The sequence below is a fragment of the Actinosynnema sp. NPDC049800 genome, from assembly GCF_040656635.1.
Classification (GTDB): Bacteria; Actinomycetota; Actinomycetes; order Mycobacteriales; family Pseudonocardiaceae; genus Actinosynnema.
In genome coordinates this window covers 39496-57493 of record NZ_JBFAMT010000033.1, presented here as the reverse complement: position 1 = coordinate 57493, position 17998 = coordinate 39496, and the positions used below count along the sequence as shown (strand labels likewise).

Sequence of the window (17998 nt, the reverse complement as noted above, 5' to 3'; positions counted from 1 at the left end):
CCGGCGGTTCCCGACGACCCGCTCCACCCGGGACACCGCGCCGGCTAGAGGTACGAGACGAGCCTCTCGGCCAGCTCCACCGGGTGGCTGACCGGGACGCAGTGCGGCCCGTCGATCTCGTCCGGCTCCAGGCCGAGCCGCTCGCGCGCGACCCGCCGTTGGAACTCCGGCGGGAAGAACCGGTCGTCCCGGCACAGCAGCACGCGGGTGGGCACGTCCGGCAGCGCGTCGAGCGGCCACGGCTCGGAGGACTCCGCGCTGACCTGCGATCGGCCGTGCGCCTGGGCCCGCGCCACGACGTCGGCCGGGACGCCGTTGAAGAACACCTCGGTGTCGTCGAGGCCCTCGGGGTGCTCGAAGCCGGTGTTGTCCCACCAGTCGCCCGGCTTCTCCCCCGGCGCGGGCACCATCCCGGCGAGGAACACCAGGAGCCGCACGGGCAGCCGTGCGCACACCAGCGGTGCGGTGAAGCCACCGTAGGAGTGCCCCACCACCACGAGGTCCCGGCGGTCGCCGATGGCGTCCACGACGGTCTCGGTGAACTCGGCGAGCCCGGCCGCCGGGTCGTCGATGGGCAGGTCGGGGGCCACGACGTCGTGGCCGCGCACGCGCAGCTCGGGTTCGAGGCGCTCGAAGTCCCGACCGCTGCCGCCCCCGCCGTGGACCAACACGAAGGTGCTCATGGCCACACCCTGCCACCCCGGGTCGCCCCGCTCCGGAGAAGGGCGGCGCACCAGTGGAAGTGGCCGTCGCCGCCATCGGCGGAGAACAGGTCGTAGGTGGTGAGGGCGTACACGGCCTGGTAGAGCGCGAGGGTCTTGACGGGGTGGCCGAGCTCGTCGGCGAACAGGCGGGTGAGGGTCGCGGTGTGGTGGTCGGCGTGGGGTCCGTACATGTCCCAGACGGCGGCGGTGACGGCGGCGTCGAACGCGGGATCGCCGGCGGTGGTGAAGAAGCCGAAGTCGAGCACGGCGGTGGGGCGGCCGGTGTCGTCCACGTGGATGTTGGGCGGGACGAGGTCGCCGTGGACGACGCTGACGGGCGGGTCGGGCAGGGCCGTGAGGGCGGCGAGGACCCGTGCCACCGTGGCGTGCAGGTCCGGGACGTGGGAGGCGAGCAGGTCGCCGTGGCGGCGGGCGGCACGGCGGACGAGGGCGGCGAGCGCGTCGGGGAACCGCGCGTGCCCGTGCCAGAGGGGGCGGTCGTCGCCCTGGACGGTGAGTTCGCGCATGGCCTCGGTGCCGGGCACGGTGGCGAGGCCGCGCAGGACCGTCAGCAGCGCGGTGGTCTCGGTGGCGGGCAGGTCGCGTTCGGCGGAGGTCATGACCGGGTCGGCGCGGAAGGGTGTCCCGGTCAGCTCCCGTTCGTAGGTGACGAGAACGCCGTCGTGGACCTCGGTGTCGAGGATCTCCGGCGTGGCGAAGGGCAGCCGGTGCCGGGCGACGTCGACGTAGACCCGACGCGTGAGGTCGAGGTCCGCCGGCGGCCGGCCGCTCCACACCTTGGCGACCAGACCCGCGTCGAGCCGGTAGACCGCGCCCTCGACCCCGGCGGCCAGCGGGCGCGGCGCGCGGTGGCCCCGGCGGACGAAGTGCGCGACCCACTCGTCGGTGTGACGCTGACGGTGTTCGACCATGACGGGAGTACACCCGCCCTCCCCCGTGCCCGCACCCGGATTTCACGGCCGACCAGTCGAGCCGCGGCAGCGCGAAGCCTCCCCACGCCGAGCCGCCCACGACCCCGGCGGATCACTGCGGGTTGCGGCCCAGCCGGTCGCGGATCCCGTCGACCAGGCCGTAGGCGAGGGCCTCCTCCGCGGTGAACCACCTGCCCGCGGCGGCATCCGCGGCGACCTGCTCGACGGGCTGACCGGTCTGCGTCGCGACGATGGCCGTCATCTCGTCGGTGGTCCGGGCGAGCATGTCGAGCTGCGCCGGGGTCGGGTCGGCCGGCCACGACGGCTTCATCATCATGATCTTGGCGTGCGGCAGCGCGTACCTCTTGCCCGGCGCGCCGTTCGACAGCAGGACCGCGGCGATGCCGGCGGCCAGTCCGGCGGCCCAGGTGACCACGTCGGGGCGGATGTGCCGCATCGTGTCGAAGATCGCCATGCCCGCGGTGACCCCGCCGCCCGGCGAGTTGAGGTAGAAGTGGATGTCCGCGGTCGGATCGGCCTGTTCCATGAGCAGGAGTTGGCCGACGACCTGGTCGGCGGCCGCGTCGTCGACCTCGGAGGTCAGCAGGACTATCCGTTCCCGCAGCAGTCGCTGAGCGCGGTCGACCACGCCGTGCCCGCTCACCACGGCTTCAAGGGGAAGATCATTCACCCACCTTAGGGAGCGACGGGCAACCGGCAGGACCTGTGACCTGAAGCTGTCACGCCCGGCAGAACACGCTGGTCGAGCACGGAGGGCTGCGGGACCGTCATCCCGCAGCCCTCCGTCCTCACGTGCCCGGTCAGCGCGCCGCGTGCTGCTCGGCCACCTCCGCGTCGGTCAGGGCGCGGTCCACGGCGCGGACCTCGTCGACCGCGCCGTGCCAGAAGTCGCCGCGGACGCCCGCGTACTTGGCGCGGCCGACGGCCAACGGCCCGGTGCTCACCTCGTCCGGCCCGATCGGGATCGCGGCCGCACGCACGCCGTCGACGTACAGGCGCGTCTCGCCCGCCGCCTCGTCACGCACGCCGACCAGGTGGTACCAGCGGCCGAGCTCCGGTGTGGCGGCCAGCGTGGCCCGCCGGCCGCCGGGCACGCTGAACGCCCACCGGCCCTGCCCGTACTGGAGGTAGAACGGGTTCTCCACGCGCCGGCCGTCCTGGCTGACGGCGGTGGCGTAGTTGCCGGGCAGCGAGTCCATCCGCACCCACGCCGACACCGAGTACGAGCCGGTGGTGTCGAGCACCGGTCCGGTGGTCTGGGCGTAGTCGCCGTTCCCGTCGAACGTCAGCGCCTGCCCGCGCACGCCGGCCGTCCACGCCGCGTCCCCGGTGAGGGACAACGGGTTCGGCGCGCCGCTCGTGTCGTCGCCGTTGCCGTCCAAGGACCAGGAGCCCTTGCCGTCGTACGTGCGCTCGGCCGCCGCGGCGCCGGCCGCGACCACCCGCCTGTTGATCTCACGCACCGGCCCCGGGTCGACCTTGATCTCCCGCCGGTCGTAGGTCCACAGGCCGTTCAGCTCGGTCTCCACGTCGGTGATCTGCGTGTAGACCGACCCGGACAGCTCCGCGCCGGCCGCGTCGAGGTAGAACGTCTCGGTGTTCGACACGTACTTCGCGGTCAACGCGGCCTTGTCGGGCACGCCGCTGTAGATCACGGCCGGCGCGCCGGGCCACTGGTGGCCGGGCGTGCGCAGGGTGAACCCGCCGTGCTCGCCGTCCATCGCGACGCGGGTGGCGTCCGGCCAGGCCGGGTCGGTGTTGTTGTAGTCGTGGTGGTCGATCACGTCACCCTTGCCCGAGTCGCCCTTCGACGCGCAGCAGTTGACGCCGCTGTGCGCGTTGACGACCCGGGACGGGTCCGCGGCCTTGACCGACTCGGTGATGCGGCCGGTCTCCTCCCGGTTCCACTCGCCCCAGCCCTCGTTGAACACGACCCAGCCGATGATGGCGGGCGAGTCGTGCAGCTGCTCCATCGCGCGCCTGCCCTCGGTCAGGAACGCCTGCTGCCCGGTCTCGTCGGTGACGTTGACGTTCACGAAGTCCTGCCACACCAACATGCCGAGCTGGTCGGCGTGGTAGTACCAGCGGGCGGGCTCGACCTTGATGTGCTTGCGCAGCGCGTTGAACCCGAGGTCCTTCTGGGCCTTGATGTCCCACGCCAGCGCCTCGTCGCTGGGCGCGGTGTTGAGGCCGTCGGGCCAGAAGCCCTGGTCCAGCATGGCCAGCGAGAACACCGGCTCGCCGTTGAGGACGAGCTTCGGGAAGCCGGCCACGGTGCGCACACCGATGGAACGCATGCCGAAGTAGCTCTCGACCTCGTCCTTGCTGCGACCGTCCTCCAGGGTCACGTCCAGGTCGTACAGGTACGGGTCGTCCGGGCTCCACAGGCGCGGGTTCGGCACCGGCAGGGTCAGGTCGGTGTTCGGCGCGCCGGTGACCGTGCCGACCTTCGTGCCCCGCTTGTCTCGGGCGGTGGCGGTGACCCTGGCGTTCGCCGAGGCCGTCGAGGACGACACGTGGACGGTGAGCGTGCCCTTGGTGATGTCCGGCGTGGTCTTCACGTCGTCGATCGCCTTGTCCGGCACGGGCTCCAGCCACACGGTCTGCCAGATGCCCGAGGACGGCGTGTAGACGATGCCGCCGGGGTTGCGGGACTGCTTGCCGATGGGCTGGTTGTCGCCGGTGGTGTCGGTGACGGCGACGATCAGCTCGTGCCTGCCGCCGCCGCGCAGGGCGTCGGTGATGTCGGCGGTGAACGCGGTGTAGCCGCCGGTGTGCTCGGCGACGAGCGTGCCGTCCACCCACACCCTGGCGTGGTGGTCGACCGCGCCGAAGTTGAGCTTGAGCCGCTGGCCGCGGCCGACGCGCCAGTCGCGCGGCACCTCGAACTGGCGGCGGTAGAACATGTGGTCCTCGTGGCGTTCCAGCCCGGAGAGCTGGGACTCCACCGGGAACGGCACGGTGATCCGCTCGGGCAGCGCGCGGCCGAACGCGGGCTGCTGCCCGGCGGTGGCGGCGGAGAACTCCCACCGGCCGTTGAGGTTGAGCCACTCGTCGCGCTCCTGCTGGGGGCGCGGGTACTCGGGCAGCGGGTGGTCCTCGTCGAGTTCCTCGCCCCAGTCGGTCAGCAGGCGTTGGGTGGAGGTGTTGGTCGCGCTGCGGATGATCCGCGGCACCGTTTCCGCGCCCACGACCAGGCCGCCGCTGCCGTCGTAGGTGACGCGCACGCGTTGCGGCTTCTGGATGGTCGCGCCGAGCTTCACGATCACCTTGGTGCGGTCGCGCCGGTCGACGGCGGCGGACTCGATCGGGAACGGCACGGTGTCGACCTCGACCTTGAGGTGCGACTTCAGGTCGCCGAGGGCGGTCACCGGCTGGTCGAAGGCCGCCTCCAGCCGCCGGCCGTCCGGTGACACGGTCAGGCCGACCGGGTAGACCGGGAAGTCGGCGGGCGGGAGGAACGCCGTTTCCGGCACCGGCTGCTTGGCCAGCGTCGGCGTCGACCAGCGCAGGCGCAGGTTCGCGCCGCCGACGTCCTGGAACAGCTCCATCCGGAAGTCGTGCCGCTCGCCCGCGACGAGGTGGACCGGCGCGCTGTGCTGCTCGACGTCCCAGTCGCCGACCCAGTGGTCGATGACCGGCGCGCCGTCGAGGAACAGGCGGAAGCCGTTGTCGCCGATGGCGTGGAAGGTGTAGTCGCCGGTGGCGGGCGCGGTGAGGCTGCCGGTCCAGCGGGCCGTGGTGTGCTCGGTGCGGCCGGTGAGCTGCTGGAACGTGCCGGTCAGGTCGGCGAAGTCGACGTTCGGGTCGAGGGTGGCGCCGCCGGACTCGGCGAAGTCGCGGGCGCCGGGAGCGGACATCCGGAAGTACTCGCCCTTGAGGCCGTGCGCGGGCGGCGCGGCGGCGGTCGCGGTACCGGCGAGGACGGGGGTGAGCAGGAGTGCCAAGAACAGGGCGGACAGCCGTCTGGCGGCACGGGGCATGGAACTCTCCTCGGGGCTCGACTATGAGGCCCATCACAAACGCCGTTCATCTATCCACAAACCCCCGCAGAAGACAACAAGAAGCCTCACAGTTGGGAGCGCTCCCACAGCGTCACCGCTCAATCCCGCACAAAGGTCCGAACCATCGCGGACCTCCCGAGCCGGCTGGAGGCCGGCGTTCGGCGGCACTCCCTGTTATCCGAGGCGGCCTCGGTCCGGCTCCGAGCGGAAGGCCTGTCCTAGTAGTCCAGTTCGAAGTCGCGGTGGTCGTCGGGGTCGACCGCCGCGACGAGCTTGTTCCCGGGCCTGAGGCTGGGGTGGTACCCGGCGTCGTGCTCGATCTCGAACTCGGGCACGTCCGGGCCGCTGATCCGCAGCCGGACGCGAATCGTGGAGTCCTCGCTGATCGGCTCCATCGACAGGACCTCGGCGGTCGCGGGCAGACCTACCTCGTCCAGGCGCAGCAGCCGCCGCTTGGCGCGTGCGATACCGCGCCACACGGCGATGCCCAGCGGCAGCAGCACCACGGTGAGCACGATGCCGACGGTGCCGCCGTCGTTGGCCGCGTAGACGATCGGTCCGGTGACCATCAACGCCAGGGCGAAGAGGTGCAGGATCACGTTGTTGCCCCGGTTGGCCCCGCGTACCTCGACGAACCCGTCCTCCGCCATCCCCGCACCTTAAGCGGGCCGTGCGGCGCGGTGGGCCGGGTTGGGGCGAGTGCGGCCGGACGGCGGAGGGCGCGAGGGGACCAACACCGGTCGGCTAAGCCACCGCAGAAACCCTTCCTACGCCGCGCACTTCTCCTGCCCCGGCGAGAGAGCAGCCCGCACCTCCCGGCTCAGTTCGCCGCTGCGCACGAGTTCCGTCGCCTTCTCCAGGTCCGGGGTCAGGTAGCGGTCGTCGACCAAGGGCGCGATGTGCCGCCGCACGGCTTGGTGCAGCCGGTCCGTGCCCCGGCCCAACGGGAACGCGGCCATCTTGTCCTTGATCAGGTCGATCCCCTGGGCCGCCATCAGCACGTGCACCGCCAGCACCGTCTCCAGGCGGTCGAGGTTGGCGTGCAGGGCGCGGACCGAGGCCATCGCCATCGTGTTGTGGTCCTCCTGCCCGAACTTCGCCGGCCGGGACAGCGTGCCGGCGGGCGTGGCCAGCTGCTGCATCTCCGGCACCAGCGCCACCGCGACGGTCTGCGCCTGCACCATGCCGGAGTTCAGCCCGATCTCGCCGCCGGCGAGGTTGGCCGGCAGGTGGTAGCTCCACTTCTCGGACAGCAGCCGCGCGGACAGCTCCTGCGACAGCACGCCGAGGTCGGCGATCTGGGCGTTGAGCGAGTCGATCTCGTGGCCGAGCAGCGCGGCGTCCCAGTTGCCGCCCATGACGAACTCGTGGCCGCCGCCCGGCTTGGCGAACACCAGCGGGTTGGACGTGGACGCGTTCGCCTCGCGTTCGACGTGAACGCGGGCGTCGGTCAGCCGTTGCCGCAGCGCCCCGACGATGTGCGGGGTGGCGCGCACCGACACGGCGTCCTGGATGCGCGGACCCTCGTCGCTGATCGCCTTGCGCCCCTCCTCGGTCATCCACCCCGTGCCGCAGATCAACGCCCTGGTGACGCGGGCGGCCTCGACCTCGGCGGGGATGCGCCGCTCGTCGTGGGTGCGGGCGTCGAACGCGCCCTGTTCGGCCCTGGTCGCCTCCAGGAACAACGCGAACGCGCCGTCATAGGTGTCGAGCAGCCGTTCCGCGCGCACGACCGCGTCGACGTACCGCGCGGTGACCACGCTGCTCCCGCTGATCAGCGGCAACGCCTCGCCCTGCGCCAGCTGGAACGTCGGCGCGACGCCGGCCGCGGCGAGGATCTCCGGCGCGGGCGCTTCCCGGCCCTGGAAGCGGGCGGGCGCGGGCTCGCCGGTGAGCACCAGGCCCGCCGCCGCCATCGGCTGGAGGTCGCCGGTGCCCAACGACCCGATCTCCGGCATCCGCGGCGTGACGCCGGCGTTGACCAGTTCCAGGATCCGGTCGACGAACTCCGGCCGCACCCCCATCGTGCCGCGCGCCATCGTGTTGGCCCGCAGCACCAACGCCAACCGCGCCACCCGGTCGTCCAGCGCGGGACCGACACCGGCGGCGTGCGAGCGCAGCACCCGGCGCTGGAACTCCACCCGGTCCGCCTCGGGCAGCGGCTGGTCCTTCAACGGGCCCAACGCCTGGTTCCACCCGTACACGCGCTGCCCGGCCGCGAGCGCCGCCTCGGCGCCCTGCCGGGTCTTGACCATCTCCTGGCGGGACTTCAGGCCGAGGCGGACGGTGACGCGGTCGGCTTCGAGCACCTCCACCAACCGCGACCAGGTCAACGAGTCGCCGTCCAGCTCCAGCGCGGGCGCGTGCTGCCGGGTCGCCACGTCGGCCGGCGCGGCGGCCGTGCTCGACACCGTGACGGCGCCGACGGCGAGGACGACCAGGAACCGCCACGGGACCTGCATTCGCGCTCCTACCTCGTTCGAGGACCGGGTTCTCGCCCGGGATCCTGGCACCGGAGGCGTTCCTCGGCCGGGCGTGCGCGCACGAACCGAACGATCGGGTGATGCCCACGACGTGCACCGCTGATCACCCGGCACCTCACAGCAGACGGGTGCGGACGCTGGTGTCCCGGCATATCTTCGGGACGGGGAACCCGGCGCGGAACCGGCAGTCCGCGCCACGACCGGGTCCTGCGGCACGAGCAATCAGCTAAGGAGCACGGGTGAGCATTAAGGCCAGCGAGAAGGTTCCGGCACCGGACGCGTCCCGCGAGGAGGTCTTCGCGTGGAACGCGGCCGTCCTGGAGGAGTACCGCGCCAACGGCGGCCAGGTCGGCGGCGCGATGGCCGGCATGGACCTGCTGCTGCTGACCACGACCGGTGCGCGGTCGGGCAAGCCGAGGAGCATCCTCACGCTCCACCACCGCGACGGCGACCGCTACCTGGTGGTGGCCAGCAACTTCGGCAAGCCGCGCCACCCGGACTGGTACCACAACCTGGTGTCCACCCCCGAGGTCACCGTCGAGGTGGAAGGCGAGCGGTTCGCCGCCGACGCGGTCGTCCTCGACGGCGCGGAGCGTGATCGGGCGTTCGAGACCGTGGCCCGTCGGTACCCGTTCTACGCGGGCTACCAGGCCGGCGTGACCCGCACGATCCCGGTGGTCGCGCTGACGCGAGCCGATCGGGCCTGACACCAATCGATACGCTCCCCGGCCCGATCCGCGCCAGACCTTCTCGCTGCGCAACTTCTTCGCTACGGTCGCCCGGGAGCGTTCCCAGGCCCAGCGTCGGACCCGGATCGTGGAGGAACAGGTGCACACCACCCGCTATCGGTCGGCGATCGCCGGCGTGGCCGTCGTCGGCGTGACCGCGGCCTTGACCGCCGTCGCCGTCACCGCACCGGCCCAAGCGGCCGTCGGCTGCAAGGTCACCTACCAGGTGACCAACCAGTGGTCGGGTGGTTTCGGCGCGAACGCGAGCGTCACCAACCTCGGCGACCCGGTCGCGAGCTGGCGGCTGACGTGGTCGTTCGCCGCCGGCCAGAAGGTCACCCAGCTCTGGAACGGCACGGTGAGCCAGTCCGGCGCGCGGGTCCAGGTCGACAGCGTGAGCTGGAACGGCCGCCTCGGCACCGGCGCGAGCGCCGGGTTCGGCTTCAACGGCTCGTGGACCGGCTCGAACCCGGCGCCCACCGACTTCGCGCTCAACGGCACCCCGTGCACCGGGACCACCGTCACGTCGACCACCACCACCACGACGACGTCCACGCCGCCGGTGTCCGACATCCTCGGCCGGACGCACACCGTCGGCCGGGTCCGGGCCACCGCGGACACCGCGCGGTACACGTGGCCCGGCATCTACTTCGAGAGCCGCTTCCGCGGCACCGGTGTCGGCATCGTGCTCAACGACGCCGTCAACGACTACGACGTCCAGGTCGACGGCCGGACCGTCGCCACGCTGGTCACGCCCGGCCGGGTCACCCGGTGGATCAACGGCCTGACCGACGCCGAGCACACCGTCCGGTTGGTCAAGCGCACCGAGAGCACCTGGGCCAGCGGCGAGTTCGGCGGGTTCCTGCCCGCCGCCGGCGGCGAGATCCTCGCCAAGCCCGCCGCGCGCACCCGCCAGATCGAGTTCATCGGCGACTCGCTGACCGCGGGCTACGGCAACACCTCCACCACCCGTGACTGCTCGGCCAACGGCGGCGTCGACCGCAACACCAACACCGACCTCGCGTTCGGCCCCCTCACCGCCCGCGCCCTCGGCGCCGACTACCAGGTCAACGCCCACTCCGGCCGCGGCATGGTCCGCAACTACAACGGCGGCGACCCGGACACCACGTTCCGCACCTACTACGACCGCGGCCTGCAGAACGTGGCCGGCGACGTGTGGCGCAACCCGGACACGTGGCGGCCCCAGCTCGTGGTCGTCGGCCTGGGCACCAACGACTTCTCCACCGCGATCAACCCCGGCGAGCCGTGGACCCCCGACAGCCTGACCGCCGCCTACCGGACCGCGTACCTGGGCTTCCTCGACAAGCTCCGCGCCCAGTACGGCCCCGACACCGTCATCGTGGTCAGCGCCACGGACCTGTTCGCCGAGGCCGCCCGGCAGGTCGTCACCACCCGCAACGCGGGCGGCGACGACCTCGTGCGCTTCTGGAACTACGAGGACCCGAGGCTCGACCGGCTCGGCTGCGACTGGCACTTCTCCCTCAACGACCACCGGCTCATCACCGGCCTGCTCACCGACTACGTCGCCACCCTCCCGCTCGACTGGTGACCGGCGCGGCTACGGGCGGAAGACGGTCAGCGTGGTCGGGCCGGTGAGGCTGGAGATCCCGGCGCCGGCGCACTGCAGGACGTCCGGGGTCACCAGCACGGCCACCTGTTCCGCGCTCGCGCCCGCGAACGTGCCGCTGGTGATCAAGCCGGTGTTGGTGATCACGGCCTGGCCGGCGACGTCGCTGACCGTCCAGTTGTAGGTGAACGTCGTCGGCGCGGCCAGCGGGTTGGTCCACGTGTACGTGCGCGACGCCGCGCCCGCGGTGAGCAGCGTCGCGCACGACACCGTGTCGGTGAACTCCTGGCCGTAGAACCCGCTGGGCGCGGCCGGGTTCGTGCACGTGGGGAAGACCCCGGTGAGGTTGCCGCGCACGACCTGCGGCGTGTTGGTGATGGGCGGGTCGTAGGTGACCGCCCACGTGCCGGCGCAGACCTGCTCCACCGTCACCGCGTTGGCCGCGCCGGCCGTGGCCGCCACAGCGCCCGCCACGACCACCACCAACGCCAATAACGAACCGAACCTCCGTGACATGACACCTCTCCCTTTCCGGACGCCTACTCGCAGCCGACGCCGTCGTGGTCGGCGTCCAACTGGTACTCGTCGGGACCGATGACCTTGATCGGGCCGGTCACGTACGCGGGGCCATTGCCCTTGCCGGGCTTGCAGTCGACGTCGCTCGCGATGGGCACGCACGGCTCGTAGCTCGGGTGGCAGCCCTGGTTCGGCGCGGGCGGTGGCGGGGCCAGGGTTTCCGGCTGCGGCTGAGGTTGCGGCTCCGGATTAGGCTGGGGCTTCGGGGCCGGCTCGGCAACGGTCGTCGTCGTCGTCGTGGTCGTCGTGGTCGTGGTGGTCGTGGTGGTGGTCGTGGTGGTCGTGGTCGGCACGGTTGTCGTCGTGGTCGTGGTCGGCACGGTTGTCGTCGCGCCGGTCGCGGTCGTGCTCAGCGTGGCGGCTGAGTCCGTTGTGGACGGTTGCTCGTCGGCGAGAGTCCCGATGACGACGAACAGGAGCACCACCGCCCCGGCGGCGATCCACATCGGACGGCGGGACTTCCGCTTCACCGGCGGGGCGAAGGCCCCTGTCGGGACGACCACGGCCGACGGGTCGCGCGGCAGCTGGACCACGATCTCGTGACCGCGCTCGCCGACCCGGATCACCGCCTCGCAGCCCGGCCTTCCGCCGGCGTCGATCACCTGGCCCATGATGTCCGCGTACCGCCGTGACATCAGGTACGTCAGCTCACCGACCCGCTGCCCGTCCAACCGGACCTCGATGGCGTACTGGCCCAGGTACTTGCCGGAGTTGATCGTGCACCACGCCAGGGCGACCACGACGCGCCAGCTCCCGCCCGGCGCGACGGGGTACCTCGCCAGCCAAGCCTGGTGGTCCTCCTCGCCGGTGACGACGACCGGAACCTCGGCCTTCAGCATGAACAGACCTGCCGCAGGGTCCTCCATGAGGCACCCCCTCTAACACCGAACGTATGTACGCAGGTCATCGACGCGGTTCTCGACGCCGTTACCAGATCCACAAGAGTGACTGAACACTCACCAGTCGAAACCGACCACACTCTCAGCATCGCTTGACAGAAGACCGGCCCGCGCGGTGAGCTGTAGACGTAGTGAGTGACTAACCAATCACACGCCCGGGAGTTGTCATGACCGCCCCTGCCCTCGACCGCCGAACGCCCTCGCCGACCACCGCCCTCACAGCCTCCGCAGTGCTGGCCGTGGCGAACGCGATCGCCTTCCTGGTCCTCGCCGGCCAACCCAACCCGGGCATGGCCGCCCTCTCCGCCCTCCCCCTGGCCGCCGCCGCACTGCTGTGGCGACGGGTCCGGGTCGCGCCGGTCGTGACCATCGCCGTGGCGGCCCTGGTCGTGTTCATCCGGCCGGTGGACCTGGCGTTCGACCTGGTCCGCCCCGGTGACGTGCCGCCGTTCGCGGTCGCGGCGGTGCTCGTGGTGGCCGCCGGGGTCGCGATCGTCTCGTCGCTGGTGCTGATGCTGCGACCGGGCACCGGCCACGGTGAGCGGCTCGTCGGGCTCGGCGGTGGCGCGGCCGTCGGGGTGGCGTTGGCGGCGACCTTGATCGTCGCGTGGCCGCAGTCCGACGACACCGGGTCCCTCACCGACGAGCAGCTCGCCGCGCTGCCGACCGTGGACCTGACGAACTTCAAGTTCTCCCCCGCCCAGCTGCGCGTCGGTCGCGGTCAGCCGGTGGCGTTCAAGTTCACCAACGACACCGACGACAACCACACGTTCACGATCACCGAGCTGGGAGTGGACGTCGAGGTGCCCAGCGGCCGGACCCGGATCGCCGTGGTGAACGCCCGACCTGGCCAGTACGCGGTGCACTGCGCGGCCGGTGACCACCAGGAGAAGGGCATGATCGGCCGGTTGACCGTCACCGAGGGCGCGTTGACCCCCACCACGACCGCGACCGAGACGCCCTCCGGAGCGCACCACCATGGCTGAGCGGAAGATGTCCCGGCGGAGCGCGCTGATCGCGGGCAGTCTGACCGCCGGGGCGTTCGTCGCCGGCGGTGTGCCGCTCCTGCGCGCCACCCTCGCCGCGCCAGGGCCGGCCGACGGCCCGCCACTCCCCGAGCACACCACCCTGTCGCTGCACGCGGGCGCGGACGGCGTGCTGCGCGGCGAACTGGTCGCCGCCGCGTCCGGGGACTCCCTGCGCTACAACGGTTCCGCGCCCGGTCCGCTGGTCAAGCTCCGCGAGGGCGACCGGGTCCGACTCGGTTTCCGCAACGACCTCGACGCCGACAGCAGCCTCCACCTGCACGGCCTCCCGCTCGCACCCGCCGTGGACGCGCCGCTGACCCACCTGCCGCCCGGCGCGACGGGCACGCAGGAGTTCGCCGTGCCCGAGGGCGTGGCCGGCACCTACTGGTACCACCCGCACGCGCACGGCGACGTCGAACGACAGCTGCTCGCGGGCCTGGCCGGACCGATCGTCGTCACCGGCGCGACCGACGAACTGCTGAAGTCGTGCGACGACCGGCTGCTCGTGTTCACCCGCACCGGCCAGGACATCAGCGTCAACGGCGCCGTGCGGCCCGTGCTCGCGCCCACCAGCGGCCGGACCCGCCTGCGCCTGCTCAACGCCACCGCCGGCGACCACCTGCTGGTCGGCGTGCTGCGCTCGGGTGAGCGCACGCCCCTGCACCTGGTCGCGACCGACGGCGGTTTCGTGGCCGAGCCGGTCGAGCTGACGGAGGTCCTGCTGGCGCCCGGTGAACGCGGCGAGGTGCTGGTGGACACCACCGTCGCCGGTCGCCTGGAACTCACCGCGCTGCCGTACTCGGTCTACGGCGAGGGCGGTGCGGCGAGCGCCGCGTTCCGCCTGGCCGCGCTGGACGTGCCACCGGGCCTGCCTCCCGTCGCCCTGCCCGCACGGCTGCGCGACGTGGAGGCGCTCGACGAGGCGAACGCCGTGCGCCGCCGCCGGATCGCGTTCGACGGCACGGGAACCGACCACTTCACGCTGGACGGCAAGACCTTCGACCACCACCGCGTGGATCTCCAGGCGCGCCTGGGCACGCTGGAGGTCTGGGACGTCGTCAACGACCACACCACCGACCACCCGTTCCACCTGCACAGCTACTCGTTCCAGGTGCTGTCCCGCAACGGCGCTCCCGAACCGCTGCGGGCGTGGCGCGACACCGTCAACGTCCCACCGGGCGGCACCGTCACGATCGCCGTCCCGTTCCGCGGCGAACCGGGCCGCACGGTCTACCACTGCCACATCGCCTCCCACGAGGACCTGGGCATGATGGGCGTGCTGGAGGTCGTTCGGTGACCGCCCCCGGGCGGTAGCGGTGGGGCGAGCGGATGACCGGGTCGGCGGATGGTGGGCGCGCGGTGCGAACGGGAGCGTTGCGGTAGCGCAAACCTGGGGAGGTTCTCGTCCATGAGACGCACAAGATCCATCGCCGCCACGCTCGCCGCCCTGCTCGTCGGCGCCGCGCTCGCGGCCGTCGCACCACTGCCCGCCGCCGCGGCGCCCACCGACGACACCGTGATCAACCAGAAGCTGCAAGCCCTGGTCCAGCCGGTGCTGACCGCCTCGGCCGACAGCCGGCTCCGCGCGCTCGTGCGCTACCTCGCGAGCACCCGGTCCCACGGCGACACCGACGCGTTGTTGCGGGAGGTCGTCGAAGCCGCCGAGGACTCCTACGTCGTCAACCCGTACGAGCCGTGGTGGGTCGAGCTCAAGACCGCCGTCGCGGGCTTGCGGAGCGTCAACGGCTTCGCCTACGACGCGCAGATCCACATCCCCGATGCCGACGAAGGGGTCACCACCGGTGACGACGTCGTGCTGACCGTCGCGCCCGCCGACGAACGGGCCACCAGCGCTCTCGGCTACGTCCTCTCGCCCACCGGCGGCGTCCGACCACTGCCGAACGCGATCGACGAGGGCTACGCCGCCGTCAACGAGGTGTGGGTGCTGTCGGTCCACGAACCGACCTCCGCCCTGCCGGCCCTCCAGGCGGAGGAGGTGAGCGGGCAGGCGGTGTGCGACCCGACCGGGTCGCGCCGCGACAACGGCTTGGAGCACCTGCACCAGTGGCGCGTGCCCGACCGCGCCGCGTTCGGCAGCTGGTTCGAGGGCGAGCGGGAGATGCGGGTGCTGGTCGTCACCACCACGGGAACCGTCCTGCGCCGGATCGCGCTGCCCGGCGTGGCGCAGGACGACATCGGCTCGTGGCAGTCGTCCGGGGTCTTCGTCACCGCGTGGGACCGCTCGGCGCTCGGTGACGTGCTCGCCTACCAGTGGTACGAGGAGGACGGCGGTCCGCTGGTCGACGTGCCCCTGTCCCTCCCGACCCCCGGCGGCACGATCGACGCGAACGTCACCTGGCACCGGCGCGACGACGACGCCGGCCACGCCGTGGTGCGGTTCGCCGACTCCGCGCACCGCGAGTACGACACCGGCTCGGTCCGGTTCACCTCGTGCAGCCAGGGCGGCGACGGCACGACCGGCAACCTGGCGTGCGCGAGCACCGCGTCGGCGTCCAGCACGCACCTCGGCTACTCCCCCGACCGCGTCAACGACTGCGTCCGCGACACCCGGCCGGGCGGCGCGCACAGCTGGGCCAACGCGCCCGGCACCTGGCCGCCGGGCAGCCCGGAGTGGGTGCAGGTCGACTTCGGCAGCGCGAAAACGGTCCGCCGGGTCGTCGTCCACACCAGCGAGGGCTATCCGATCCGCGCGTTCCAGGTGCAGGTCTGGGACGGCGCGGCGTTCGCGACCGTCGCGGAGGTCGCGGACAACGCGTCGCTGAGCGTCTCCCTCACCTTCCCCGCCCGGACCTCGCGGCTGGTCCGGATCAGCGCCTCGCAGGGCCCCGCGCACCAGCCCGGCTACGTGCGGGTGAACGAGCTGGAGGTCTACTCGACCTGACCGACTGCGATCGTAAGCACAATTCACTTGTTCGAACGCACATGATTTGCGACGGTTGCTCATGTGAAGAGCGCCGACCGCCACCGGGTGATCGTCGAACGGCTCCGCTCCGGCGCGCAGGTCGCCGTGGCGGAGCTGGCGGCGGCCACCGGCGCGTCGGAGATGACCATCCGCCGTGACCTGGACCTGCTCGCGGCGGGCGGCGTGCTGCGCCGGGTGCACGGCGGCGCGGTGCCGCTCAGCCCGGCGGGCGTCGAGCCCCCGTTCACCGCGCGCACGGCGACCGCGAACGGCGCGAAGCGCGCCATCGCCGCGGCGGCCGTCGAGCTGATCCGCGACGGCGAGACGATCGTGCTGGACAGCGGCACGACGGCGGTCGAGGTGGCCAAGCTGCTGCGCGGCCGCCCGGTCACCGTCATGCCGCTGTCCCTGCACGCGGTGCGCGAGCTGCTCGACGCGCCCGAGGTGCGGCTCCTGTTGCCCGGAGGCGAGCCGAGGCCCGGTGAGCTGGCCATGGTCGGCCCGCTGGCGCTGGCGTCGCTGCGCGCCCTGCGGTTCGACGTCGCCGTGCTCAGCCCGTGCGCGTTCGACCTGGACGCCGGGCTCACCGCGCACAACCTGGCCGACGCCGAGGTCAAGCAGCAGGCGATGGCCGTGTCCGGCCGCACGATCGTGCTCGCCGACGCCACGAAGTTCGACCGCACCGCGCTCGCCCACGTCTGCCCGGCCGACCGGCCGGACGTGCTGGTCACCGACTCGGACACCCCCACCGACGTGCGCCACGAGCTGGCCGCGCGCGGGGTGCTCGTGCACGTAGCCGAACGACTGGAGAACCTGTGACGACCCCCCTGCCGCGCGCCGCACGCGTCGCGACGTGGATCTACTTCACCATCAACGGGTTCGCCGTGGGCCTGTGGGTGGTGCACATCCCGAACGTCGAACGCGCGACCGGCATCTCGCACAGCACCCTCGGCGGGTTGCTGCTCGTGCTCGGCGCGGCGGCGTTCCTCGGCATGCAGGTCGCCGGTCCGCTCGCCGACCGGCTCGGCCAGCGCAAGCTGCTGCCCGCGGCCGGGGTGCTCCTCGGCGTCGCCCTGTTCTTCCCGGGCCTGGCCACGTCGTGGTGGACGCTGGGCCTGGCCCTGGCGTGCTTCGGCTTCGGCAACGGCACGATCGACGTGGCGATGAACTCGCACGCCGTGGTCGTCGAACGGGCCTACCCGCGGCCCATCATGGCGTCGTTCCACGCGATGTGGTCGATCGGCGGCGCGATCGCGGCGGTCGTCGGCGCGGTGACGTTGAACGCCGACGTGCCCACGACGGTGACGTTGAGCGCGTGCGGCGTGTTCACCATCGTGGTGTCGCTGGTGACCGGCCGGTTCCTGATGGACGGCCGTCCCGAGCCGGCAGAGGCCTCGTCGGCCGCGCCGTCGGCCAAGCCGTCGACCAAGCTGGTGTGGCTGCTGGGCGCGATCGCGTTCGCCATGATGCTCGCCGAGGGCGTCGCCAACGACTGGGCCGCGCTGCACGCCGAGGACGTCCTCGGCACCTCCACCAGCACGGCGGCGTTCGCCTACGGGTCGTTCGCGGTGGCGATGACCGTGGGCCGGTTCGCCACCGACCGGGTCGCCGCGCTCGTCGGGCCCGTCGCGATCGTGCGGTACGGGGCGGCGCTGGCCGCGTTCGGGCTCCTGCTCGTGGTGCTCTCGCCGTGGGTGTGGGCGGCGTTCGCGGGCTGGGCGCTGTTCGGCCTGGGCTTGTCGGGCAGCGTGCCGCAGCTCTTCTCGGCCGCGGGCAACCTGGACAAGCGGTCGTCGGGCGCGTTGATGGCCCGGGTCGTCGGCCTCGGCTACGTGGGGCTGCTCGCGGGTCCTGCGCTGATCGGCGGTCTGGCCCACTGGATCCCGCTGAACGTGGCGTTCCTCGTGCCGGTGGCGTTGTGCCTGCTGGCGGTGGGTTTCGCGGGCGTCCTCGCCCCGCGTCCGGCACCGGCGGAGGAGCAGGTCGGGTCGCGCTGACCACCGTCGCCTGAACGCCGCCAGCCACCCGGTCCCCGCGATGCCGCTCGCCGCGGCCCCGCGTGCGATCACGGTGCCGATCTTCGAGCGTGGTGATCGGACCGGGTGGTACCGG

At 72.3% G+C, this 17998-nt stretch carries 15 protein-coding genes; 7 read left to right on the top strand and 8 right to left on the bottom strand.

Annotation, left to right across the window (positions count from 1 at the left end):
• Positions 1-44: 44 nt before the first annotated feature.
• The 6 genes from AB0I91_RS29560 to AB0I91_RS29535 all read right to left on the bottom strand — a co-directional run bounded on the left by AB0I91_RS29560 (position 45) and on the right by AB0I91_RS29535 (position 8123).
• Positions 45-683, bottom strand: a complete 639-nt coding sequence (locus tag AB0I91_RS29560; RefSeq protein WP_499639858.1) for an alpha/beta fold hydrolase — start codon at positions 681-683, stop codon at positions 45-47.
• On the bottom strand, positions 680-1636 hold the full coding sequence (locus tag AB0I91_RS29555) for a phosphotransferase family protein (protein ID WP_499608711.1): 957 nt from the start codon (positions 1634-1636) through the stop codon (positions 680-682). Before AB0I91_RS29555 ends, AB0I91_RS29560 begins: the two co-directional genes overlap by 4 nt.
• A 112-nt stretch (positions 1637-1748) precedes the next feature.
• A complete protein-coding gene (locus AB0I91_RS29550; protein WP_499639856.1) occupies positions 1749-2327 on the bottom strand; it encodes a ClpP family protease in 579 nt (192 codons plus the stop codon).
• 130 nt (positions 2328-2457) lie between these two features.
• Positions 2458-5640, bottom strand: coding sequence for a LamG-like jellyroll fold domain-containing protein (locus AB0I91_RS29545; protein ID WP_499639854.1), 3183 nt, complete (start codon positions 5638-5640; stop codon positions 2458-2460).
• A 239-nt stretch (positions 5641-5879) separates the two neighbouring features.
• On the bottom strand, positions 5880-6311 hold the full coding sequence (locus AB0I91_RS29540; RefSeq protein ID WP_498780860.1) for a hypothetical protein: 432 nt from the start codon (positions 6309-6311) through the stop codon (positions 5880-5882).
• Positions 6312-6428: 117 nt separating this feature from the next.
• Positions 6429-8123 carry an HAL/PAL/TAL family ammonia-lyase gene (locus AB0I91_RS29535; RefSeq protein ID WP_499639852.1) on the bottom strand — a complete coding sequence of 565 codons (1695 nt, stop codon included), beginning with the start codon at positions 8121-8123 and terminating at the stop codon, positions 6429-6431.
• Between the two features lie 260 nt (positions 8124-8383).
• On the opposite strand from AB0I91_RS29535, the gene AB0I91_RS29530 reads away from it, so the two are divergent.
• Complete coding sequence (locus AB0I91_RS29530; protein WP_499639850.1) at positions 8384-8851, top strand: nitroreductase family deazaflavin-dependent oxidoreductase; 468 nt, start codon at positions 8384-8386, stop codon at positions 8849-8851.
• 121 nt (positions 8852-8972) lie between these two features.
• Positions 8973-10442 (top strand): cellulose binding domain-containing protein, encoded by a 1470-nt coding sequence (locus tag AB0I91_RS29525; RefSeq protein ID WP_499608728.1) that lies wholly within the window; start codon positions 8973-8975, stop codon positions 10440-10442.
• Between the two features lie 9 nt (positions 10443-10451).
• On the opposite strand, the gene AB0I91_RS29520 is transcribed toward AB0I91_RS29525, so the two are convergent.
• A complete protein-coding gene (locus AB0I91_RS29520; RefSeq protein ID WP_498780853.1) occupies positions 10452-10976 on the bottom strand; it encodes a hypothetical protein in 525 nt (174 codons plus the stop codon).
• A gap of 23 nt (positions 10977-10999) precedes the next feature.
• Positions 11000-11902 carry a hypothetical protein gene (locus AB0I91_RS29515; RefSeq protein WP_499639848.1) on the bottom strand — a complete coding sequence of 301 codons (903 nt, stop codon included), beginning with the start codon at positions 11900-11902 and terminating at the stop codon, positions 11000-11002.
• A gap of 200 nt (positions 11903-12102) precedes the next feature.
• Here AB0I91_RS29515 and AB0I91_RS29510 point away from each other — a divergent pair, with 200 nt between their 5' ends.
• The 5 genes from AB0I91_RS29510 to AB0I91_RS29490 all read left to right on the top strand — a co-directional run bounded on the left by AB0I91_RS29510 (position 12103) and on the right by AB0I91_RS29490 (position 17883).
• Entirely contained in the window at positions 12103-12921 is an 819-nt protein-coding gene (locus AB0I91_RS29510) for a cupredoxin domain-containing protein (RefSeq protein ID WP_499639846.1), read from the top strand.
• Positions 12914-14260 carry a multicopper oxidase family protein gene (locus tag AB0I91_RS29505; protein ID WP_499639844.1) on the top strand — a complete coding sequence of 449 codons (1347 nt, stop codon included), beginning with the start codon at positions 12914-12916 and terminating at the stop codon, positions 14258-14260. Before AB0I91_RS29510 ends, AB0I91_RS29505 begins: the two co-directional genes overlap by 8 nt.
• Positions 14261-14371: 111 nt before the next feature.
• Positions 14372-15865 (top strand): discoidin domain-containing protein, encoded by a 1494-nt coding sequence (locus AB0I91_RS29500; protein WP_499639842.1) that lies wholly within the window; start codon positions 14372-14374, stop codon positions 15863-15865.
• Positions 15866-15928: 63 nt separating this feature from the next.
• On the top strand, positions 15929-16705 hold the full coding sequence (locus AB0I91_RS29495) for a DeoR/GlpR family DNA-binding transcription regulator (protein WP_499639840.1): 777 nt from the start codon (positions 15929-15931) through the stop codon (positions 16703-16705).
• Positions 16702-17883, top strand: a complete 1182-nt coding sequence (locus AB0I91_RS29490; RefSeq protein WP_499608739.1) for an MFS transporter — start codon at positions 16702-16704, stop codon at positions 17881-17883. The genes AB0I91_RS29495 and AB0I91_RS29490 overlap by 4 nt, the downstream gene beginning before the upstream one ends.
• The last annotated feature ends 115 nt before the right edge of the window (positions 17884-17998 follow it).